Consider the following 19,131-nt stretch of genomic DNA (forward strand, 5'->3'; position numbering starts at 1 on the left):
CCTACCCGCCGAGGGTGGCGCGATAGGCCGGCGCGAGGCGCAGGCCGAGGGGCACGGCGGAGCGCGGCGGCGGTTCGCGCACGCACTCGCTGAAAAACGCCATCGTGTCGAAGATGACGGCCTCGGTGAAGGGCTTGGCGATGACGCCCGCGGCCCCTTCGAACCCCTCCGGCAGGTGCTGGGCATTGGCGGTGACGAAGACCAGCACCATCGCGGCATCGGCCCGCAGAGCCCGGACGATGTCGATGCCGGACGAGCCGCCGCGCAGCTGAAGATCGACGAAGACGAGATCCGGGCGCACGTCACGGGCGATCCCGATCGCTTCGTCCACGGTCGCCGCGGTGCCGACGACGAGGTGGCCGGCATCCTCGACGAGGAATTCCAGCTGCATGAGGATGAGCGCTTCGTCTTCCGCGATCAGGACCCGGAGAGGTTCGCTCACGTGCTGTCCTTCGCGCCCGGCGATTCGCGCGGGAGGCGAATATCGATCGAGGTCCCGGGATGGCCCGGCTGCCAAGCGATACTGGCATTCAGCTGGCGGGCCAAGCTCTCGATCAGGCGCTTGCCGAAGGACCGCGGACCCACGACCTCCTGGGGCATGCCGATGCCGTCGTCGATGATCCGGATGCCGAAGTAGCGCCCGTCGGGCTGGACCCGGATCGAGAGGCGACCGGGGCGGTTGTCGGGGAAGGCGTGCTTGAGGGCGTTGGTGATGAGTTCGTTCATCATCAGCGCCACCGGTGGCGCCTTCTCCACCGGCACCTCGACGGGTTCGAGGTCGAGATGCAGGCTGATCTCCGAGCGGCCGGAGCCGCGCACGAGGTCGGTGGCGAGCTCGCGGGCGAACTCGGCGACGTCGAAGCGCTCGACGTCGTGGGACTGGTAGAGCCGCTTGTGCACCGTCCCGAGCGCCTCGACCCGGGTCAGCATCGACTTCATCGCGTCCCGCGCCGTGGGATCGGAGATGCTCCGGGTCTGCATGGTGAGGAGGGAAGCCACCATCTGGAGGTTGTTCTTCACCCGGTGGTCGACCTCGTGCACGAGCATGGTCTTGGCCGCCAGGGCATCGGAGAGTTCGCGCGTCCGCTTGGCGACTTCGCGCTCGAAATGCTCCTTCTCGTTCTGCGTCCGCATCTGTGCGTCGACCCGGTCGGTGACATCGAGCTGCGAGGCGAAGAAGTAATGCAGGTCACCGCCCTTGGTGATGACCGGGCTCATGTAGAGGGCGTTCCAGAACGGGCTGCCATCCTTGCGGTAGTTCAGGATGTCGACGGCGATGTCGCGCCGGGCATCCACGGCCTCGCGGAGCTGCTGGATCGCGTTCGGATCCGTGTCCGGGCCCTGCAGGAAGCGGCAGTTGCGACCCATGATCTCGTCGCGCTCGTACCCGCTGAGGCGCAGGAAGGCGTCGTTGACGAAGACGATCGGGTTGTCGTCCCGGCGCGGATCCGTGACGATCATGGGCATGCGGGTCGCCCGGATGGCGGCGGCGAAGGGGTCGCCCTTGCCGTCCTCGACCATCAGGTCGTCCGTCATGTGCCACGCGTCGTCTCGTTCCATCGCCTCTGCCTCCTCCTCGTGCCACCGACCTGCGGGGCCGCCCCGCCCATGCCGACATCCTCGGGACCATCGGCGGCACGTGCGGCCGGCGCGGCTGGCCCGCGCGGGCGCGACCGGTCGGCTGGAGCAGATGTCGTGAGGGGTGAGGGATGTCGGACCATGACCGTGACGGTCAACCGTCACCGTATGGTGCTCCAACGGACGTGTGCCCAGGAAGTTCATTTGATGCCGCAGCCGACCGCGCAGCGCCGGGATGCCTACACGCTTTCGCGAGTCCGACGAGATCGGCCCGATTGCTGCGCGAATGACACACCGGTGCGGCGTCGGGAAGCGTAGCCGGAACACGGGAACGGCCAAGCTCGTTTTTCATGCTAGGGTCGCGTCGGGGTCGGGCTCCGGAATCTTGGCAGTGAACATGTCGAACATGCGTCGTCTCCGATGGAGCCGGGGGCTCTTGGCCCTCCTCGCCCTCGGCCAGCTCGCGGCCTGCGGCACCACCCCGCGCACGCCCTACACGGCGAGCGAGGCCGCCGCCGCGGTCCTGCCCGGGCTGGATCCGAATGTCCGCGCCTACGCGGATGCCTCGGAGAAGACCTTCACCGAGATGTCGGCGCGGCCTCAGAACAGCAAGGTGCCGTTCGCCTACCTCGCCCTGTCCGGCGGTGGTGGCGACGGGGCCTATGGCGCCGGCCTCCTCAACGGCTGGACCGAATCGGGCAAGCGCCCGGAATTCTCCCTGGTCTCCGGCGTCTCCACGGGCGCCCTCATCGCCCCCTTCGCCTTCGTGGGCCCGGAATACGACGCCTACCTGAAGGACATCTACACCAGCGGCGTCGCCTCGACGCTGGTGCAGTCGCCGAGCTTCGCCAACGTGCTGTTCGGCTCTGGGCTGTTCGGGGACGGTCGCCTGCGCGATCTCGTGCGCCGCTACGTGACGCCGGACCTCCTGGCCGCGGTCGCGGCCCAGCACGCCAAGGGCCGTCGCCTCCTCGTGGTGACGACGAACCTCGACGCCCAGCGTGCCGTGATCTGGAACATGGGCGCCATCGCCACCAGCGGCGGCCCGGCCGCGCTCGACCTGTTCACCGACGTGCTCACCGCCTCGGCCAGCATTCCGGCGGTGTTCCCGCCGCAGCTCATCGACGTCCAGGCGGCGCAGCGCACCTTCCAGGAGATGCATGTCGACGGCTCGGTGGTGACGCCGGTCTTCACCCTGCCGCAGTCGTTCCTGCTGCGCGACGGCCGGTTCAAGGCGGGCGCCAAGTCGGACATCTACGTCATCATCAACGGGCGCCTGGAGCCGGAATTCGACCTCGCCAAGAACAACACGCTCTCGATCGTCGAGCGCTCGTTCACGACGGCCAGCCGCGCCCGCAGCCGCGCCACCCTGGCCTCGACCTACGCCTTCACGCGCTCCAACGGCATCGGCTTCAACCTCGCCTATATCGACGAATCCGCGCCCAACACCTCTACGGCCCGCGGCTTCGACACGGGCTACATGCGCAGCCTGTACGAGACCGGCTACCAGACCGGCCGCACCGGCAGCTTCTGGCACAAGAGCGTGCCGGTGGCGCCGCTGGTGAAGGCCTCCGTGGTCGCCGCGCAGTAGGGCCGCATCCGGCCGGCTGGGAGGGCGCGTGGGGCGAGGGGGGCGGTTGCACCGGGCGCCCCTCGCGCCGGATGGTGCGGTGCGGTAGGGTCCGGGACGCGTCCGGGTCCGTCCGGTGCCCGCACCCCGACGAGCTCCAGTATGATCCAGATCGAAGACCTGACGTTCAGCGCCTGGGGCCGGCGCTTCTTCGATCGCGCCAGCGTCGCGGTTCCGCCGGGCTCGAAGGTCGGGCTCGTCGGCCGCAACGGCGTCGGCAAGTCGACCCTGTTCAAGATCATCCTCGGCGAATTGCAGCCGGACGGCGGCGCCATCCTGCTGCCGAAGACCGCCCGCGTCGCCTCCGTCGACCAGGAGCATCCCGCGACCCCCGTCAGCCTGATCGACACGATCCTGGCCGCAGACGTGGAGCGCGAGGCCCTGAACGCCGAACTCGAGACCGCCGCACCCGAGCGCATGGGCGAAATCTACGGCCGCCTCATCGAGATCGACGCCGACCGGGCGCCGGCCCGGGCCGGCGAGATCCTGGCCGGTCTCGGTTTCTCGGTCGAGGACCTGGCCCGGCCGATGGCGGAGTTCTCCGGCGGCTGGCGCATGCGCGTGGCGCTCGCCGCCGCGCTCTTCGCCGAGCCGGACATGCTGCTCCTCGACGAGCCGACCAACTACCTCGACCTCGAGGGCGCTCTCTGGCTGGAGGCGCGGCTCAAGCGCTATCCCCATTCGGCCCTGATCATCAGCCACGACCGCGAATTGCTGAACAACTCGGTGGACGCGATCCTGCACGTGGCCGGGGGCAAGCTCGAACTCTACACGGGCGGCTACGACGATTTCGAGAAGCGCCGGGCCGAGAAGGCCCGTCTGCAAGCCTCGACCAAGCAGAAGCAAGAGGCCGAGCGGGCGCATCTCCAGAGCTTCATCGACCGGTTCAAGGCCAAGGCCTCGAAGGCCGCACAGGCCCAGTCCCGCGTCAAGCGCCTCGCCAAGCTGGAGCCGATCGCCACGACCATCGAAGAACACGTGGCCCCGTTCCATCTGCCTTCGCCGAAGCGCCCGCTCGCCCCGCCCCTGATGCATCTCACCGACGCCACCATCGCGTATGGCGACGACGCGCCGGTGCTGCGCGACCTCAACCTGACTCTCGACGTCGACGACCGCATCGGCTTGCTGGGCGTCAACGGTGCGGGCAAGTCGACCTTCGCCAAGATGGCAGCGGGCGCGCTTCAGGTGCGCGACGGCCGGATGGTGCGGGAAGGCCGGGTGCAGGTCGGCTGGTTCCACCAGCACCAGATCGAGGCCCTCGATCCCAAGGACACGCCGCTGGCGATCATCCGGCGCGAGCGGCCCGACGACAGCGAATCGGCCCGGCGCGCCAAGCTCGCGAGCTTCGGGCTGGCCTTCGACAAGCAGGAGACGACGGTGGACGCGCTGTCGGGCGGCGAGCGGGCGCGGCTGCTCCTCAACCTCGTGGCGATGCAGGCGCCGCACCTGCTGATCCTCGACGAGCCGACCAACCACCTCGACATCGACAGCCGGCGGGCGCTCCTCGACGCGCTCAACGATTACGGCGGGGCGGTCATCCTCATCACCCACGACCGCTCGCTGATGGAGTTGGTGGCGGATCGCCTCTGGCTGGCGGCCGACAACACGGTCAAGCCCTTCGCCGGAGACATGGACGACTACGCGAAATTCGTGCTCGACCGGACCCGTGCCGGCCAGCGGGCGCCCGGACAGGGACGCGAAAAGAAACAGAAGCGCCGGGCGGCCTGAGCCGCCCGGCCTCCAAACCTTACCTACGCAGGATCTTGGTCACGAGGCGGCCGAGCGGCGTGCCGGAATCGTAGTTGCGGTCGTCGCGGACCACGGGACGGTCCTCGTTGCCGAGGAGCTTGGTGACGATGCGTCCGATCAGGCTCATGGGTGGACCCTCTGGCTGTGTGGGGCGCCGGGCGAGCCGGGCTCGCGGCCCGCGAAATGGCGCAGCTTGCCCTTCAACCCGCAGGGGTCGGTCCCCGTTCCCTCGTCCGACTCCTCGTGTGCGGTGCCGTATCAAGCCTGTCATGAATCCGTGATCTAAGCCGGGCGTTATTTCGGCAGGGACGGGACTTCCACATGGACAGCGCGCAGCGGGCAGCGGAGGTCGAGGCGATCCGCCGGGAAGTCGCCGACGACTTCGACGAGGAACTCGAACTCGAGATGGAGGACGAGCGCCTGGAGCGTCTGGCCGACGAGCTCGGTCAGCCCGCCCGTCCGCCCGGCCTCGACCGCAAGGTCTATTTCCGCGAGTTGTTCCGCCTGCAGCACGAGCTGGTGCGCCTCCAGGACTGGGTCCAGGCCCACAAGCTGCGCGTCGTGGTGATCTTCGAGGGCCGCGACTCCGCCGGCAAGGGCGGCGTGATCAAGCGCATCACCCAGCGGCTCAACCCGCGCGTCTGCCGCGTCGCGGCGCTGCCGGCGCCGAGCGAGCGCGAGCGCACGCAATGGTATTTTCAGCGCTACGTCACCCACCTGCCGGCCGGCGGTGAGATCGTGCTGTTCGACCGCTCCTGGTACAACCGCGCCGGCGTCGAGCGCGTGATGGGCTTCTGTTCGCCCGACGAGGTCGAGGAGTTCTTCCGCTCGGTGCCCGAGTTCGAGCGCATGCTGACCCGCTCCGGGATCATCGTGCTGAAGTACTGGTTCTCGATCACGGACGAGGAGCAGGAATTCCGCTTCCACATGCGCATCCACGATCCCCTGAAGCAGTGGAAGCTCTCGCCGATGGACGTGCAGTCCCGCCGCCGCTGGGAGGACTACACCAAGGCCAAGGAGGACATGCTCGCGCGGACCCACATCCCGGAAGCCCCGTGGTGGGTGGTCGAGGCCGTGGACAAGAAGCGCGCTCGCCTGAACTGCATCAGCCATCTCCTGACGCAGATCCCCTACGGCGACGTCGAGCATCCGCCCGTGCACCTGCCGGACCGCGAGCGCCACGACGACTACACCCGCCACCCGGTGCCGCCCGAGATGTTCGTCCCCTCGGTGTTCTGAGACCGGGGAGGACGTAGGCCGGCCGCTTGCTCCGGCCGGCCCCGATGGGCGAGAGGGACGGATACGCTTCCGTGCCTCGCACCCAGGAACCTGGCATGACCCAGACCGACGAGCTCCTCTTCACGGTCGAGGGCGGCATCGCCCGCCTCACCCTCAACCGGCCGCATGCGCGCAATGCGCTCACCTTCGGCATGTATCAGGGCCTGATCGATGCCTGCGCGCGCATCGAAGCGGACGGGGGCGTCAAAGCCGTGGTCGTCACGGGGTCGGGCGACAGGGCCTTCGCAGCCGGCACCGACATCGCCCAGTTCCGGAGCTTTGCGAGCGCGCAGGACGCGATCGACTACGAGCGCTTCATGGACCGGGTGATGGGCGCCCTGGAGCGCCTGTCCGTCCCGACGATCGCGGCCATCGCGGGCGCTTGCACCGGCGGGGGCGCGGCCATCGCCGCCACCTGCGACCTGCGGATCGCGACTCGCGACGCCAAGCTCGGATTTCCGATCGCCCGGACTCTGGGCAACTGTCTCTCGCTCGGCAACCTGCGCCGCCTCTCCGCCCTGATCGGCCCGGCGCGGGTCAAGGACATGATCTTCACCGCCCGCCTCGTCGGGGCCGAGGAGGCCCTGGCCATCGGTCTCGTCGGCGAGGTGGTGGCCGACGCGGAGGCCCTGGCCCTCCGCGCCACGGAGCTCGCGACCCTGGTGGCCGGCCACGCGCCGCTGACGCTCAGGGCGACCAAGGAGGGCCTGCGCCGCCTCCAGGTCGAGGACGAGACGGGCGAGGAGCGTCCCGGCGACGACCTCATCTGTCTCTGCTACACCAGCGCGGATTTCCGGGAGGGCATGGAGGCGTTCCTCGCCAAGCGCCCGCCGAACTGGACGGGGCGCTAGCGCCTAGTCCAACGCCGCCACCTTGATCGCGTCGCCCTCGAGCCGGACCTGGGCGGGCAGCCCGCGCTGGACCGGGCCGAGGTCGTCGGCGGTGCGGTAGAGGCCGTCGATGGCGATGAGCTCGGGCTCGAACCGACGGCAGGTGATGCGCGCCTCCGGGTTGCCCGCCGCCCCCGCGATCGCCCGGCCGCGCAGGGCGCCGTAGACGTGGAGCGAGCCGCCCGCGATCACCTCGGCGCCGGAGGCCACCGAGCCCATCACGGTGATGTCGCCCTCGAGATGCAGGATGGTCTGGCCGGAGCGCACCGGCGCGTCGAGGATCAGAGAGCGGAAAGGGGCCGGCGCGGACGGCACTACGGGCGCATCCGGCCCGGCGTCCGGCGTCGCCTCCGGCGCCGGGACCGCGTCGACCGGACGCCCGCCCGCCGGAGGCGGCGGCAGACCAGGTCCGAGCTGGCCCGGATCCGCGCCCTCGATGCCCATCACGGCGACGTCGCGGGCGGCGAGATCGGCCACCAGGGCAACGAGGGCCTCCCGCTCGAGCCCGAGCCCGGCCACGTCGAGGATGACGGGCCGCCCGACGAAGAAGGCCGGTGAGCGCCGCGCCAGGGCGTCGAGGTCGTCGAGCCAGTCCGAAACGGGCAGCACCGGGGCGAGCACCAGAGCCATGAACGAGCGGCCGCGGAAGCGGATCGGGGGACGTGGGGAGCTGGAGGTCACGATCGGGTGTCTTGTTCTCGGGCGGTGTTCGCGGGAAGCGGGCGCTGGCCGTCACCTTATCCTAACCCGCGTTCCGGGTGCACAGGGCGCGACCTGCGGCCCGTCAACACGATTTCCGCCGGACCGCCGGCATAGGGACATCCAAAGGGTGTCCGGGGCTCGACGAAGTCGCAGGCAATTCGCCGCGCGCCGCGGTCGAATTGGAATGATTCCATAACATAGCGTTTGCGAGCCAAAGACCAGGATCGCTATAGCGGAGCGATCCCCATGAGATCGGGAGGCGGTCCGGCAGGTTGTCCCGGCCGGGACTGCCGATTCTGCCTGCCGTTGCGGGGCTCGTCTCCGCCCTCGTCTCGCCCACGCTCGTCTCGAAGGTGTTGCCCGTGACGGATGTTTCCAGTCTTCCCGACAGGGTCCGCCTGCGACGAGGCTGGCGCTACCGCTCGGCGGTGGCCGCGCGCGTCGGGCTGGCGGCTTTCGGTGGTTACGCGCTGGCGGCGCTCGCGACCGCCTTCCTGTCCCTGACCCTCCCGATGGTGCGCTCGGAGGCGGTGGCCACCGCGACCCTGATCAGCTTCGCCATCCTGGCCGGCGCCGTGATCTGGGTCTTCGCCGCCCGCACCCTGCTGCATGCCGCCTTGGGCCTCGGGCTTCCGATCGCGCTGCTGGGCCTCGGCCTCTGGCTCGCCTTCGATGGCGCTTCGATGGGGCCACCCGCATGAGGCAGGGTTTTCGCCGGTCCATGGCCTGGCTTCACACCTGGGCCGGGCTCGTCACCGGATGGGTGATGTTCGCCGTCTTTCTCACCGGCACCGCCACCTATTACCGAACCGACATCTCGCTCTGGATGCGCCCGGAGCTCCGCGCCGGCCCCACCGATCCGGTCTCGGCCGCCGAGCGGGGCGTCGCCTACCTGAAGGCCCATGCGCCGAAAGCGATGGCCTGGTACGTCTCGGTGCCGCAGCCGGACCGGCCGGTGATCGGCGTCTACTGGATGGACAGCCTCGAGGCGCCCCTCGGCCAGGCCCTGCTCGACGTCGAGTCGGGCGCGCCCACCCGGGCGCGGGACACCCAGGGCGGCGACTTCTTCTACCGCTTCCACTACGAGCTCCAGATGATGCCGACGCTCGGCCGCTGGATCGTCGGTGCCGCCGCGCTGATCCTGTTCGTCGCTCTGATCTCCGGCATCGTCACGCACCGGCGCATCTTCGCCGACTTCTTCACCTTCCGGCGGGACAAGTCGGCCCAGCGCGGCTGGCTCGACGCGCACAACGTCACCGGCGTGCTCGCCCTGCCGTTCCACCTGATGATCACCTATACGGGGATCGTGACCCTCGGCGTGATGTACATGCCCTGGGGCGTGACGGCGGCCTACAAGGGCGACGAGCTGCGCTTCTACGTCGAGGCAGCCCAGACCACGACCTGGCGCGCGGCCGCGGGCCGGCCCGCCGAGGCGCTGCCGCTGGCGCCGCTCCTGGCCCGGGCCCAGGGCGAGGTGGCCGAGCCCCTCGAGATGGTCATCGTGAACAATCCGGGCGACGCCAACGCGACGGTGGTCGCCGTCTTCGAGGAGCCCCACGGGCTGGCGCACCAGCACCCGCAGATCGCCTTCGACGCGGTGTCCGGCGCGGTCGTCGAGCGGGTGGGGACACTGAAGCCGGCTGCACACGTCTTCACGAGCTTCATGGGCCTGCACGAGGCGCATTTTGCCAGCTCCGCCCTGCGGGCGCTGTTCTTCCTCTGCGGCCTGCTCGGCGCGGCCACCATCGCCACGGGCCTCGTGCTCTGGACCGTCGCCCGCGCGCCCAAGGCGGCCGAGGCGCCGGGATTCGGCCTGCGCCTGGTGCGCGGCCTCAACATCGGCACGATCCTCGGGCTGCCCATCGGCATGGCGGCGTTCTTTCTCGGCAACCGCCTGCTGCCCGTCGACCTCGCCCACCGGGCGACCTGGGAGGGCGCCGTGTTCTTCGGCGCCTGGGCGCTCGCCGCCCTCGTGCCCCTGGTTCGCCCGCACCGCCGGGCCTGGACCGAGATGGGCCTCGCCGCGGGTCTCCTCTTCGGGATCGTACCGGTGGTGGGCGCCCTGACGACGGATCGCGGCCTCGACTTCCTGGCCTTCGACGCCGCCATGCTGGGGCTGGGTCTCACCCTCGCCCTCGGGGCGCGCAAGGTTTCCCACTATGAGGCGCGCCGGCAAGACGCGAAGGCCGCGCGCCCCGGCCCGGCCCGGGTGACAGAAGGTCTCGTCGAAGCATGACGCCGCTGTCCATCGCCCTCAACCTCGCCCTGAGCTTCGCCGGGCTCGCCGCCCTATGCCTCGCCATGGACCGCCACCACCGGACGATCGTGGGGCGTGGCCAGAGCCGGGCCCGCGCCCGGGCGCTGCGCCTCGCCGGCTGGGTCGCCATCGCGGCCTCCTTCGCGGCGGCTGTCGTGACCGCGGACTGGAACTTCGGCCCGGTGCAGTGGATCGGCTCGCTCACCGGCGCGGCGCTCCTCGTGGTCGCACTGGTCTCCTACCGCCCCGCCTGGATCCGCCCGGCGGCCCTCCTCGCCCTGCCGCTGGCCCTCGCGGCGGCGCTGCTCGCCTGAACGCCCCGGCGTCGCTATCCTCGGCGCAGACGCTGCCCGCGCAGGAGAGCCGATGCCCCTCGATCCCGCCCTTGCCGCCCGCATCGCCCAGGCCGTCGCGGCGGGATTTCCCGAGCAGGTCGCCCACACCCAGGCCCTGGTGCGGTTCGGCTCGACGCGCGGTGCCGAGCACGCGATCCAGGACTACGTCTTCCGGGCCTTCCGCGCCCGCGGCTACGCCCTCGACCGTTTCACCATGGACGGGGCCGCCCTTGCCGCCCATCCGGGCGGGGCGGCGATGTCCGAGACGCATTCGCAGGCGCCCCTCGTCGTCGGCATCCACCGGCCACGGACCGAGACGGGGCGCTCGCTGATCCTCCAGGCTCATGTCGACGTCGTGCCGCCCGGCCCCGCCGACCTCTGGACCCACCCGCCCTTCGAGCCCGTCATCGACGGCGACTGGATGTACGGACGCGGCGCCGCCGACATGAAGGCGGGCCACGCCGCCAACCTGTTCGCCCTCGACGCGCTGGCCAGGATCGGCCTGCAGCCGGCCGCCACCGTCACCCTGCAATCGGTGGTCGAGGAGGAATCCACCGGCAACGGCGCCCTGATGACCCACCTACGCGGCTACCGCGCCGACGCCGTGCTGATCCCCGAGCCCGAGGACGAGAAACTCGTGCGCGCCAATGTCGGCGTGCTCTGGTTCACCGTCGAGGTCCGCGGCCGCCCGGTCCATGTCCGCGAGATGGGCGCCGGCGCCAACGCGATCGACGCCAGCTACCGGGTGATCGGCGCCCTCCGGGCCCTCGAGGCGCGCTGGAACGCCGAGAAGGCGGCCCATCCCCACTTCGCCGACCAGCCCGACGCCATCAACCTCAATGTCGGCCGGATCGAGGGCGGCGACTGGGCCTCGTCGGTGCCGGCCTGGTGCCGGATCGACTGCCGCATCGCCCTCTATCCGGGCCTCTCGGCCCGGGAGGCCGCCCGCGCGGTGGAGCAGGCGATCACCGATTTCGCCCGGGACGACGCCTTCCTGTCGAACACACCGCCCCGCATTGCCTTCAACGGCTTCTTTTCCGAAGGCTACGTGCTGGCGGAGGGGTCGGAGGCCGAGGCGGTGCTCGGCCGCGCGCACCGGACCGCGACGGGCACGGAGCTGCAGAGCTTCATGTCGCCGAGCTACCTCGATACCCGGGTCTACGCCCTCTACGACCGGGTGCCGGCGCTGTGCTACGGACCGATCAGCCAGAACATCCACGGCTTCGACGAGCGCGTCAGCCTCGCCTCCGTGCAGCGGACCACCACCGCGATGGCGCTGTTCATCGCCGAATGGTGCGGGACGGAGCGCCGGGACGCCGGCTGACCCGGCGACCATCCGCGACATTGTGAGGAATGGCGGTGTGGATGGCGCCACGGCGAAGCCTTGCCGAACCGCGGGGCTACGCTAACCCTCTCCCCCGTGACACACTCGCGTATCCGCCCCCTCGCCGCGCCACCCGGCGTCCTGCGCAAGCCGCTGCTCCTGTCGGCGTTTCTTCCGCTTCTCCCGGGACTCGCCGCCGGTGGTGCGGGCGCGCAGACCACCGATACGAGCTGCTACGTCACCGGTGGCGGCACCCTGGAGATCTGCCGCGGAAGCGAGGCCGAGGGAGTGTTCTTCGCGCCCCGGGCCTGTGAATCCGCCAGCGGCGTGCAGGTCGTCCGCACGACGCCCGGCACCGGTCCGCTCCAGGCGGTGTACCAGGCCGAGACCCCGTTGGCGGCCGGAAAATCCCGGCGCGGCGAGGCCGCCGAGTCCTGTGCGCCGCGGCGAGCCACCGATCCCCTCGACGGCGGCTCGGTCCGCTCTGGTGCGATGCCGGAGCAACTGGCCACCACGATGCCGCCGACCCAGGGACGCCTGTGGGAGATGGCCCGCGAGGTCGCCCGCAGCCAGGAGGGCCGCCGAGAGCGTGGCCGTCGCGGCCGTCGCCGGGCCGAGGTGTCGCCGCCGCCCGAACCGGCCGGCGAGGGTGTCGCGGCCCGTCACCCGATGACGGTGTCCGGACGCGCCTGGAGCGGAGACGCCTACAGCTACGTGTTCTTCCTCGCGGCGGTGCCCACGGAGGCGGGCAACCGGCACGCGCTGCTCCAGGCCCGGACGCTGGACTTCACTAGCTTCGACATCCGCGGCCGCACCGAGGCGGGGACGGTCTGGACGCCGTTCGGCGGCGACCGCGCGGAGGGGCGCTCCCGCCGCGGCCGGTCCCGCCCGCCCGAGGCGCCCAGCCCCAGCGCCGTCCTCGACGAGACCGGGGCGCCGATCATCGGCAACTGCGCCGGCCAGGGCTTCGACCGCACCGATCTGGTCGGCGCGATCAGCGTGGTCGATCAGGTCTACCACTACCACTACACCGACGTGCTGCCCTCCGACTGCAACGAGCCGGTGGCGACGCGGCGCATGGGCCTCTACCTGCGCACCAGCCGCGACCTCGCCGCCGACCGCGTCTGGTCGCCGGCCCGCACCATCGTGGAGCCGCTGCCGGCCCAGAGCCTGGTGCGGGTGGCCAAGGCGCGGGACATGGACCGGTGGGTCGCGGCCTATCGCTGCAACCGCCCCGCCAACACCATGGACGGGCCCGTCGCCGACATCTGCGTGCAGTACACCGCCGACCTCGCGCCCGGCTCCCTCGCGGCCCTGACCTGGTTCTCGGAGCCGCAGGCGATCATGCGCTCCACCGCCTATCTGGGCCTGCGCTCGGGCGGCGACGGGTCGGGCCGATTCGGGCGCAGCCAGCACTTCTGGATGACCGACCGCTTCGGCAACCTCGCGACCCCGACGAACTACCGCGCCAAGGCCGGCTTCCTGACCTGGCTCGACCGCCTGGCGCCGGGACCGGGCGGCGCGAACGCGTCCAGCGTGTTCGGCCGCCCGGTCTACTGGGCGACCTGGTCCGTCCGGCCGGTGGCGCCGAAGTAGCGCCTCAGGCCTGGGCCGGGGCCAGCATCGCCCCCGCCTCCGCCGTCGGCGCGTCCGTTCCGGTTTCCCTCTCGGCATCCATCTCGCCCTGCCACTGGGCGACGGCCGCCGTGGCGAGGCCGTTGCCGAGGACGTTGGTGACGGTGCGGCCCATGTCGAGGATCTGGTCGACACCCATGATCAGCAGGATGCCGGCGGCCGGCAGTCCGAACATCGGCACGGTCGCGGCCACCACCACGAGGGAGGCGCGCGGCACGCCGGCGATACCCTTGCTCGTCACCATCATGACGAGGAGCATGGTGAACTGCTCGGCCACGCCGAGATGGATGCCGAAGGCCTGGGCGATGAAGAGCGCCGCCATCGCCTGGTACATCATCGAGCCGTCGAGGTTGAACGAGTAGCCGAGCGGCAGCACGAAGCCGGTGACGCGGGGGCGCACGCCGAATTTCTCCAGCACCTCGACGGTGCGGGGGAAGGCGGCCTCGCTCGATGCGGTGGAGAAGGCGAGGATCATCGGCGCACGCAGGAGATCCAAGAGGCGCACCACCCGGTTGCCGAGGACGAGCCAGCCGGCGCCGATCAGGATCACCCAGAGGACCGCCAGGCCGAGGTAGAACGCGCCGATGAACTTGCCGTAGTCGATGAGGACGCCGAGGCCCTGGACCGTGATCACCGCCGCGATCGCGGCGAAGACCGCCAGAGGAGCCAGCCGCATCACCGCGTCCGTGACGGCGAACATCACGCGGGCGAGGCCGTCGATCATGTGCACCATCGGATCGGCGTAGCGCCGATCGATCACGCTGAGGCCGGAGCCGAAGAAGATCGAGAACACCAGGATCTGCAGCACCTCGTTGGTCGCCATGGCGGAGACGATGCTGGTCGGGAACACGTGGGTGAGGAAGTCGCGCAGATTGAGCGAGGCGGCCTTCAGCCCGGTCTGCGCGCCGGCATCCGGCAGCGGCAGGGCGAGCCCGGCGCCGGGCTGGAACAGGTTGGCCACGAGGAAGCCGAGGGTGAGCGACACCACGGAGGCGGTGAGGAACCAGCCCATGGCCATGGCGGCGACCCGTCCGACGGAGCGGGTGTCGCCGAAGCTCGCGATGCCCGACACGATCGTGGCGAAGACCAGGGGCGCGATGATCATCTTGATCAGGCGCAGGAAGATGTCGGTGCAGAGGGTGAAGTAGCCGGCGATCTCCTTGGCTTCCGCCGGCCCCGCCGCCATCCCGTGCAGGATCGCCCCGACGAGGATTCCGAGCACGAGGCCGAGGCCCGTGTAGAGGGTCAGGCGGCCGGGTTTCTTGCCGTCCGCCTTGATGTCGCCGTGGGTCATGGTGTGCCTCCCGAGTTTTGATTGGCGCGCGTCATCGAGGCGCTTGGGTTCGAGGTCTCGTCGCAGGTCATGGCGTGACCCGAGGTGTCGAGCTTGACGGTACGCGGCTCTCCTCCCCGGCGGATCTCGGACCTGTCCGAGATCCGTCGGGCGTGCGGGGCGCCGTTGGAAGCGAGGGCGGTTGGGCGGCCCTGACGGTGCGAAAGCTGGAGGAGCCACCCCCGGCCCCTCCGCGCGAGGGGGTAGGGGAGGTCCGCACGATTACCGGAGGCGTCTGGCTCAAGCCGCTGCGAAGGCCTGCGGTCGCGTCAGGCGGTCCGGCTGGAGCACGGCGTCGAGCTGCGCCTGGGCCATCAGGCCCTTCTCGAGGACGAGCTCGTAGACCCCGCGTCCGGTGGCATGGGCCTCCAGGGCCACGGCGGTGGCGTTGCGGTAGCCGATATAGGGGTTGAGGGCGGTGACGATGCCGATCGATTGCTCGACGCTGGCCCGCAGGCGCTCGCGGTTGGCGGTGATGCCCTGGATGCAGTGGACGTCGAGGGTGATGCAGGCCGCGCGCAGGTGCGTGAGGCTGTTGAACAGGCTGTAGGCGATGACCGGTTCGAAGGCGTTGAGTTGGAGCTGGCCGGCCTCGGCCGCGAAGGTGATGGTGACGTCGTTGCCGATGACCTCGAAGGCGACCTGGTTGACCACCTCGGGGATCACCGGGTTGACCTTGCCGGGCATGATCGAGGAGCCCGCCTGGCGCGCCGGCAGGTTGATCTCGTTGAAGCCGGCCCGCGGGCCGCTGGAGAGGAGCCGCAGATCGTTGCAGGTCTTCGACAGCTTGACGGCGACGCGCTTGAGCACGCCCGAGAGTTGCACGAAGGCGCCGCAATCCTGGGTCGCCTCCACGAGGTCCTCGGCCGTCTCCAGGGGGATGCCGGTGATCTCGGAGAGCCGGGCGCAGACGAGGGCGGCGTAGAGGGGATGCGCGGTGATGCCGGTGCCGATGGCGGTGGCGCCCATGTTGATCTCGCGGATGAGCAGCGCGGCCTCGCCGAGGCGCGCCTCGTCCTCGCGCAGCATCAGCGCGTAGGTGCCGAATTCCTGGCCGAGCGTCATCGGCACCGCGTCCTGCAGCTGGGTGCGGCCCATCTTCAGGATGTCGGCGAACTCGGTCGCCTTGGCGGCGAAGCTGCCGCGCAGGGCCGCCATCGCCTCGATCAGCCGGCGGATGGCGCCGGTGGCGGCGATCTTCAGGGCGGTCGGGTACACGTCGTTGGTGCTCTGGCCCATGTTGACGTGCTCGTTCGGGTGCAGGTGCTCGTAGGCGCCGCGCCCGTGGCCGAGGATCTCCAACGCCCGGTTGGCGATGACCTCGTTGGCATTCATGTTGGTGGAGGTGCCGGCCCCGCCCTGGATCAGGTCCACCACGAACTGGTCGTGCAGGGCGCCGGCGCGGATCTCCTCGCAGGCCGCCACGATGGCGTCCGTGTGGGCCGCGTCGAGGAGGCCGAGCTCGCGGTTGGCCAGCGCCGCGGCCTGCTTGATCGCCGCGAGCGCGTTGATGAGGTCCGGGCAGTCGGCCAGGGTCCGGCCGGTGATCGCGAAGTTCTCGACCGCCCGGAGGGTGTGGACGCCGTAATAGGCCCCCTGCGGCACCTCCCGGTCGCCCAGAAGGTCGTGCTCGGTGCGGGTCGGATGGTCGGTCACGGCTCTCTCCTGGTGTCCGGCTGCGATCGGCGTGCGGCTGCGATCGGGCACGGCGTGCTCGGCGGGAAACGGCCACGCGGACGCGTCGGCGCAGCCGCGCGGGCGGCTTCGCCTGGAGTCTTCGTGGAGGGTCGGGATGTGTCGCGCCCGGGGTTCGCGGCGGGCGGCTGCGGCTCGGTGCGCCGCTGAGGAGGGCAGTAGTCCCGTGCTCTCGCCGACGCCAATGCTAGTTTCGACCGAGTTTATTCCTGCAATGCATAGTTTGGCTCATCAAGGGCGGCGGCGGCCCAGACCGCATCGAGGAAGGGCCGGGCGCGCTCGGCGCTGCGGTAGAGCCGGATCTCCATCAGCATCTCGGAGCTGACGACCTCCAGGGCACCGGCGGCGATCTCGCCCGCCACCAGGCTGACGGGGAGCCAGGCCACGCCGTGGCCGGCCAGCGCCATGGAGCGCAGGGCCTCGGCCATGGAATTCTCGTTCGTGTGAATGGGGTAGGTGACCGGCGCGCCTTCCCTGGACTGGGCGATGGCGGCCAGGAGACCGAGGAAGGAGCCGCGCGAATACTGCAGCAGCGGCAGCCGGCCGTCTCGGTCGGGCGGGAGGCCGTCGGGAGCGGCCACCGCCACGAGGCTGTCGCGCCCGATGACCCGATGGGGGTAGCGCTCCGGATCGAGGGGCATCGGGATGCCCGGATGGTGATAGGTCAGCAGCAGGTCGTAGCCGCCCTCCACCAGGGCCTGGACGCAGATGTTGAAGTTGTCGGGCAGGACCCGGCTCGCCATCGGCCCCACCGCCTCGCGGATGCCGTTCAACCAGCGGGGCAGGACGGACAGGCAGAGGGAGTGGAGCGCCGCGATCGTCACCACCGGCAGGCTCGAGCGCTCGCTCCGGTTGCGGAAGTCGGTGCGGCTGAGGGTGAGGAGGCGGAGGACCTCCTCGGCGGTCTCGAGGAACTGGCGGCCATCCGCCGTGAGGGTGATCGGGTAGGTGCTGCGGTCGAGGAGCACGGTGCCGAGCCAGACCTCCAGGGAGCGGATGCGCCGGCTGAAGGCCGATTGCGTGACGAAGCGCGCCTCGGCCGAGCGCGAGAAGCTGCGGGTCTCGGCGAGGCTGATGAAGTCCTCGATCCACTTGAGTTCCATCGTCGTCCTTCGGCGCCGCCCCCTGCCGCTCCGGAAACCGGCCGCGAACTCTCGCATCCGGGCGCGCGAACCGGCAAGGTGGAGGCCGCTCCGACGCCGTCCGGTCGATCGGTCCGTCCCTTGCTGGGTGCCACGGCCTTGATGCCCCGAGAGAATCGCGCATGCGCCCGACCCCGATGACAGACCCTGCGCCGCGCCAGCCCGCGCGGGCCGCCATCGCCGCCTTCGTCGGCACCACCATCGAGTGGTACGACTTCTTCATCTACGGCACCGCCGCCGCCCTGGTGTTCGGACCGCTGTTCTTTGCCGAGGCGACGCCCTTCGTGGCGACGCTGGCCGCCTTCGGCACCTTCGCGGTGGGCTTCCTCGCCCGTCCCCTCGGCGGGTTGGTGTTCGGCCATGTCGGCGACCGGCTCGGCCGCAAGAAGGCGCTCATCGTCACCCTGGTGATGATGGGGTTGGCCACCACCGGCATCGGCCTGCTGCCGACCTATGCCAGCATCGGGATATGGGCCCCGATCGCGCTGGTCTGCCTGCGCATCCTCCAGGGCATCGCGGTGGGCGGCGAATGGGGTGGGGCGGTGCTGCTGGCCGCCGAGCACGCGCCGAAGGGGCGCTCGACCTTCTTCGCCTCCTTCGCGCAACTCGGCAGCCCGGCGGGGCAGATCCTGTCGCTGCTGGCCTTCCGCCTCGCGGGGCTGATGGACAAGGAGAGCTTTCTCGCCTGGGGCTGGCGGCTACCCTTCCTCGTCAGCATCGTCCTGCTCTTCGTCGGCCTGTTCATCCGCCTCGGCGTCGGCGAATCACCGGATTTCGAGGAGAACCGGGTGGCGCGCGGCCCGGCGCCCGCACCCATCCGCGAGGTGCTCGCCACCAGCCTGGCGCCCGTCGCCCTCGCGACCGGCGCCAACACTTTCGCCATCGGCTCGGTCTATCTCTTCAACACTTTCATGATCACCTACACGATCCAGTATCTGGGCCTGCCGCGCGCCACGATCCTCGACGCGCTGCTGGTGGCGGCCTGCGTCCAGTTCGTGATGACGCCGGTCGGCGCGCGCATCGCGGAGGCCATCCGCAACGAGCGCCTGTTCCTCCAGGGCACCCTGATCTGGGCGATGCTGGCGCCCTATCCGCTGTTCCTCCTCGTGGACCTCGGCTCGGTGCCCGCCCTGATGCTGGGGCTCGCCCTCAACGTGGTGGGCAGCGCCACCTTCTACGCGGTCATCGCCGGCTACGTTGCCGGCGCCTTCCCGACGCGGGTGCGCTACACCGCGATCTCGGTGGCCTATCAGGTCTGCGGCGCGGTGGCGGGCGGGCTCACCCCGATCATCGGCACCGTCCTGGCCGAGCGCTTCCAGGGCCATTGGTGGCCCATCGCCGTCTTCGGCACCACGCTCGCGGTGATCTCTTTCGCCTGTGTCACGGCCCTGGGCCGCTACCGGGCGCGCACCCCGCGCCCGGAGGGCGCCCGCGCCTGACGAGGGTGGGGCATGCCCGGTCTCTCGGCGGTCGCCCCTTGCCCCGGAGCCCCACACCTTATATTGCGACGCGATAGCTCGATCCCGTGACCCGGCGCAGCCGGCCGCATTCTTGCGGCCCGTCGCGTGACGGGCTCTTCTCGC

17 protein-coding genes are annotated in these 19,131 nt (G+C 70.6%); 10 read left to right on the plus strand and 7 right to left on the minus strand.

The genetic code is table 11. The features are described 5' to 3' along the window. Window position 1: 1 nt before the first annotated feature. On the minus strand, window positions 2-442 hold the full coding sequence (locus tag AC0IWM_RS01955) for a response regulator (RefSeq protein ID WP_471752817.1): 441 nt from the start codon (window positions 440-442) through the stop codon (window positions 2-4). Continuing rightward, on the minus strand, window positions 439-1,560 hold the full coding sequence (locus AC0IWM_RS01960) for a histidine kinase dimerization/phosphoacceptor domain -containing protein (RefSeq protein WP_471752818.1): 1,122 nt from the start codon (window positions 1,558-1,560) through the stop codon (window positions 439-441). Before AC0IWM_RS01960 ends, AC0IWM_RS01955 begins: the two co-directional genes overlap by 4 nt. Before the next feature lie 415 nt (window positions 1,561-1,975). On the opposite strand from AC0IWM_RS01960, the gene AC0IWM_RS01965 reads away from it, so the two are divergent. Next, window positions 1,976-3,169 (plus strand): patatin-like phospholipase family protein, encoded by a 1,194-nt coding sequence (locus AC0IWM_RS01965; protein WP_471753094.1) that lies wholly within the window; start codon window positions 1,976-1,978, stop codon window positions 3,167-3,169. A gap of 141 nt (window positions 3,170-3,310) precedes the next feature. Then, window positions 3,311-4,936 (plus strand): ABC-F family ATP-binding cassette domain-containing protein, encoded by a 1,626-nt coding sequence (locus AC0IWM_RS01970; RefSeq protein WP_056471327.1) that lies wholly within the window; start codon window positions 3,311-3,313, stop codon window positions 4,934-4,936. Between the two features lie 19 nt (window positions 4,937-4,955). Here AC0IWM_RS01970 and AC0IWM_RS01975 read toward each other — a convergent pair whose 3' ends face one another. After that, the gene (locus AC0IWM_RS01975; RefSeq protein WP_447677293.1) at window positions 4,956-5,084 is read right to left on the minus strand and encodes a TFIIS helical bundle-like domain containing protein; all 129 of its coding nucleotides are present in this window, start codon (window positions 5,082-5,084) and stop codon (window positions 4,956-4,958) included. A gap of 194 nt (window positions 5,085-5,278) precedes the next feature. Between AC0IWM_RS01975 and ppk2 the strand changes: the two genes are divergently transcribed. Then, the gene (gene ppk2, locus AC0IWM_RS01980; RefSeq protein WP_471752819.1) at window positions 5,279-6,196 is read left to right on the plus strand and encodes a polyphosphate kinase 2; all 918 of its coding nucleotides are present in this window, start codon (window positions 5,279-5,281) and stop codon (window positions 6,194-6,196) included. A gap of 95 nt (window positions 6,197-6,291) precedes the next feature. Next, window positions 6,292-7,086 (plus strand): enoyl-CoA hydratase/isomerase family protein, encoded by a 795-nt coding sequence (locus AC0IWM_RS01985; protein ID WP_471752820.1) that lies wholly within the window; start codon window positions 6,292-6,294, stop codon window positions 7,084-7,086. Between the two features lie 3 nt (window positions 7,087-7,089). Here AC0IWM_RS01985 and minC read toward each other — a convergent pair whose 3' ends face one another. Further along, a complete protein-coding gene (gene minC / locus AC0IWM_RS01990) occupies window positions 7,090-7,755 on the minus strand; it encodes a septum site-determining protein MinC (RefSeq protein WP_471753095.1) in 666 nt (221 codons plus the stop codon). A 434-nt stretch (window positions 7,756-8,189) separates the two neighbouring features. Between minC and AC0IWM_RS01995 the strand changes: the two genes are divergently transcribed. The 5 genes from AC0IWM_RS01995 (at window position 8,190) to AC0IWM_RS02015 (ending at window position 13,339) form a co-directional block, all read left to right on the plus strand. Continuing rightward, entirely contained in the window at window positions 8,190-8,528 is a 339-nt protein-coding gene (locus tag AC0IWM_RS01995) for an iron transporter (RefSeq protein ID WP_471752821.1), read from the plus strand. Beyond that, on the plus strand, window positions 8,525-10,063 hold the full coding sequence (locus AC0IWM_RS02000; RefSeq protein ID WP_471752822.1) for a PepSY-associated TM helix domain-containing protein: 1,539 nt from the start codon (window positions 8,525-8,527) through the stop codon (window positions 10,061-10,063). The genes AC0IWM_RS01995 and AC0IWM_RS02000 overlap by 4 nt, the downstream gene beginning before the upstream one ends. Then, window positions 10,060-10,398 carry a DUF3325 domain-containing protein gene (locus tag AC0IWM_RS02005; RefSeq protein WP_471752823.1) on the plus strand — a complete coding sequence of 113 codons (339 nt, stop codon included), beginning with the start codon at window positions 10,060-10,062 and terminating at the stop codon, window positions 10,396-10,398. The genes AC0IWM_RS02000 and AC0IWM_RS02005 overlap by 4 nt, the downstream gene beginning before the upstream one ends. Window positions 10,399-10,450: 52 nt before the next feature. Further along, window positions 10,451-11,743, plus strand: a complete 1,293-nt coding sequence (locus AC0IWM_RS02010; protein ID WP_471752824.1) for an ArgE/DapE family deacylase — start codon at window positions 10,451-10,453, stop codon at window positions 11,741-11,743. A 96-nt stretch (window positions 11,744-11,839) separates the two neighbouring features. Further along, on the plus strand, window positions 11,840-13,339 hold the full coding sequence (locus tag AC0IWM_RS02015) for a hypothetical protein (protein WP_471752825.1): 1,500 nt from the start codon (window positions 11,840-11,842) through the stop codon (window positions 13,337-13,339). A 4-nt stretch (window positions 13,340-13,343) separates the two neighbouring features. Here AC0IWM_RS02015 and AC0IWM_RS02020 read toward each other — a convergent pair whose 3' ends face one another. The 3 genes from AC0IWM_RS02020 to AC0IWM_RS02030 all read right to left on the minus strand — a co-directional run bounded on the left by AC0IWM_RS02020 (window position 13,344) and on the right by AC0IWM_RS02030 (window position 17,509). Next, window positions 13,344-14,672, minus strand: a complete 1,329-nt coding sequence (locus tag AC0IWM_RS02020) for a dicarboxylate/amino acid:cation symporter (protein WP_471752826.1) — start codon at window positions 14,670-14,672, stop codon at window positions 13,344-13,346. 279 nt (window positions 14,673-14,951) lie between these two features. Next, window positions 14,952-16,367, minus strand: a complete 1,416-nt coding sequence (aspA, locus tag AC0IWM_RS02025) for an aspartate ammonia-lyase (protein ID WP_471752827.1) — start codon at window positions 16,365-16,367, stop codon at window positions 14,952-14,954. Between the two features lie 242 nt (window positions 16,368-16,609). Continuing rightward, complete coding sequence (locus tag AC0IWM_RS02030; protein ID WP_056471294.1) at window positions 16,610-17,509, minus strand: LysR family transcriptional regulator; 900 nt, start codon at window positions 17,507-17,509, stop codon at window positions 16,610-16,612. A gap of 176 nt (window positions 17,510-17,685) precedes the next feature. On the opposite strand from AC0IWM_RS02030, the gene AC0IWM_RS02035 reads away from it, so the two are divergent. Beyond that, window positions 17,686-18,987, plus strand: coding sequence for an MFS transporter (locus AC0IWM_RS02035; RefSeq protein ID WP_471752828.1), 1,302 nt, complete (start codon window positions 17,686-17,688; stop codon window positions 18,985-18,987). Window positions 18,988-19,131 lie beyond the last annotated feature (144 nt).

The sequence above is a fragment of the Methylobacterium sp. AC433 genome (assembly GCF_979253015.1).

What these genes read in the sequence shown, in the direction of transcription:
- AC0IWM_RS02005 (WP_471752823.1), top strand. Translation starts at nt 10,060, where the DNA reads ATGACGCCGCTGTCCATCGCCCTCAACCTCGCCCTGAGCTTCGCCGGG.
- AC0IWM_RS01960 (WP_471752818.1), bottom strand. Translation starts at nt 1,560, where the DNA reads ATGGAACGAGACGACGCGTGGCACATGACGGACGACCTGATGGTCGAG.
- AC0IWM_RS01985 (WP_471752820.1), top strand. Translation starts at nt 6,292, where the DNA reads ATGACCCAGACCGACGAGCTCCTCTTCACGGTCGAGGGCGGCATCGCC.
- AC0IWM_RS02035 (WP_471752828.1), top strand. Translation starts at nt 17,686, where the DNA reads ATGACAGACCCTGCGCCGCGCCAGCCCGCGCGGGCCGCCATCGCCGCC.
- AC0IWM_RS01975 (WP_447677293.1), bottom strand. Translation starts at nt 5,084, where the DNA reads ATGAGCCTGATCGGACGCATCGTCACCAAGCTCCTCGGCAACGAGGAC.
- AC0IWM_RS01965 (WP_471753094.1), top strand. Translation starts at nt 1,976, where the DNA reads ATGTCGAACATGCGTCGTCTCCGATGGAGCCGGGGGCTCTTGGCCCTC.
- minC (WP_471753095.1), bottom strand. Translation starts at nt 7,755, where the DNA reads ATGGCTCTGGTGCTCGCCCCGGTGCTGCCCGTTTCGGACTGGCTCGAC.
- AC0IWM_RS02030 (WP_056471294.1), bottom strand. Translation starts at nt 17,509, where the DNA reads ATGGAACTCAAGTGGATCGAGGACTTCATCAGCCTCGCCGAGACCCGC.
- AC0IWM_RS02000 (WP_471752822.1), top strand. Translation starts at nt 8,525, where the DNA reads ATGAGGCAGGGTTTTCGCCGGTCCATGGCCTGGCTTCACACCTGGGCC.
- AC0IWM_RS02020 (WP_471752826.1), bottom strand. Translation starts at nt 14,672, where the DNA reads ATGACCCACGGCGACATCAAGGCGGACGGCAAGAAACCCGGCCGCCTG.
- ppk2 (WP_471752819.1), top strand. Translation starts at nt 5,279, where the DNA reads ATGGACAGCGCGCAGCGGGCAGCGGAGGTCGAGGCGATCCGCCGGGAA.
- AC0IWM_RS02010 (WP_471752824.1), top strand. Translation starts at nt 10,451, where the DNA reads ATGCCCCTCGATCCCGCCCTTGCCGCCCGCATCGCCCAGGCCGTCGCG.
- AC0IWM_RS01970 (WP_056471327.1), top strand. Translation starts at nt 3,311, where the DNA reads ATGATCCAGATCGAAGACCTGACGTTCAGCGCCTGGGGCCGGCGCTTC.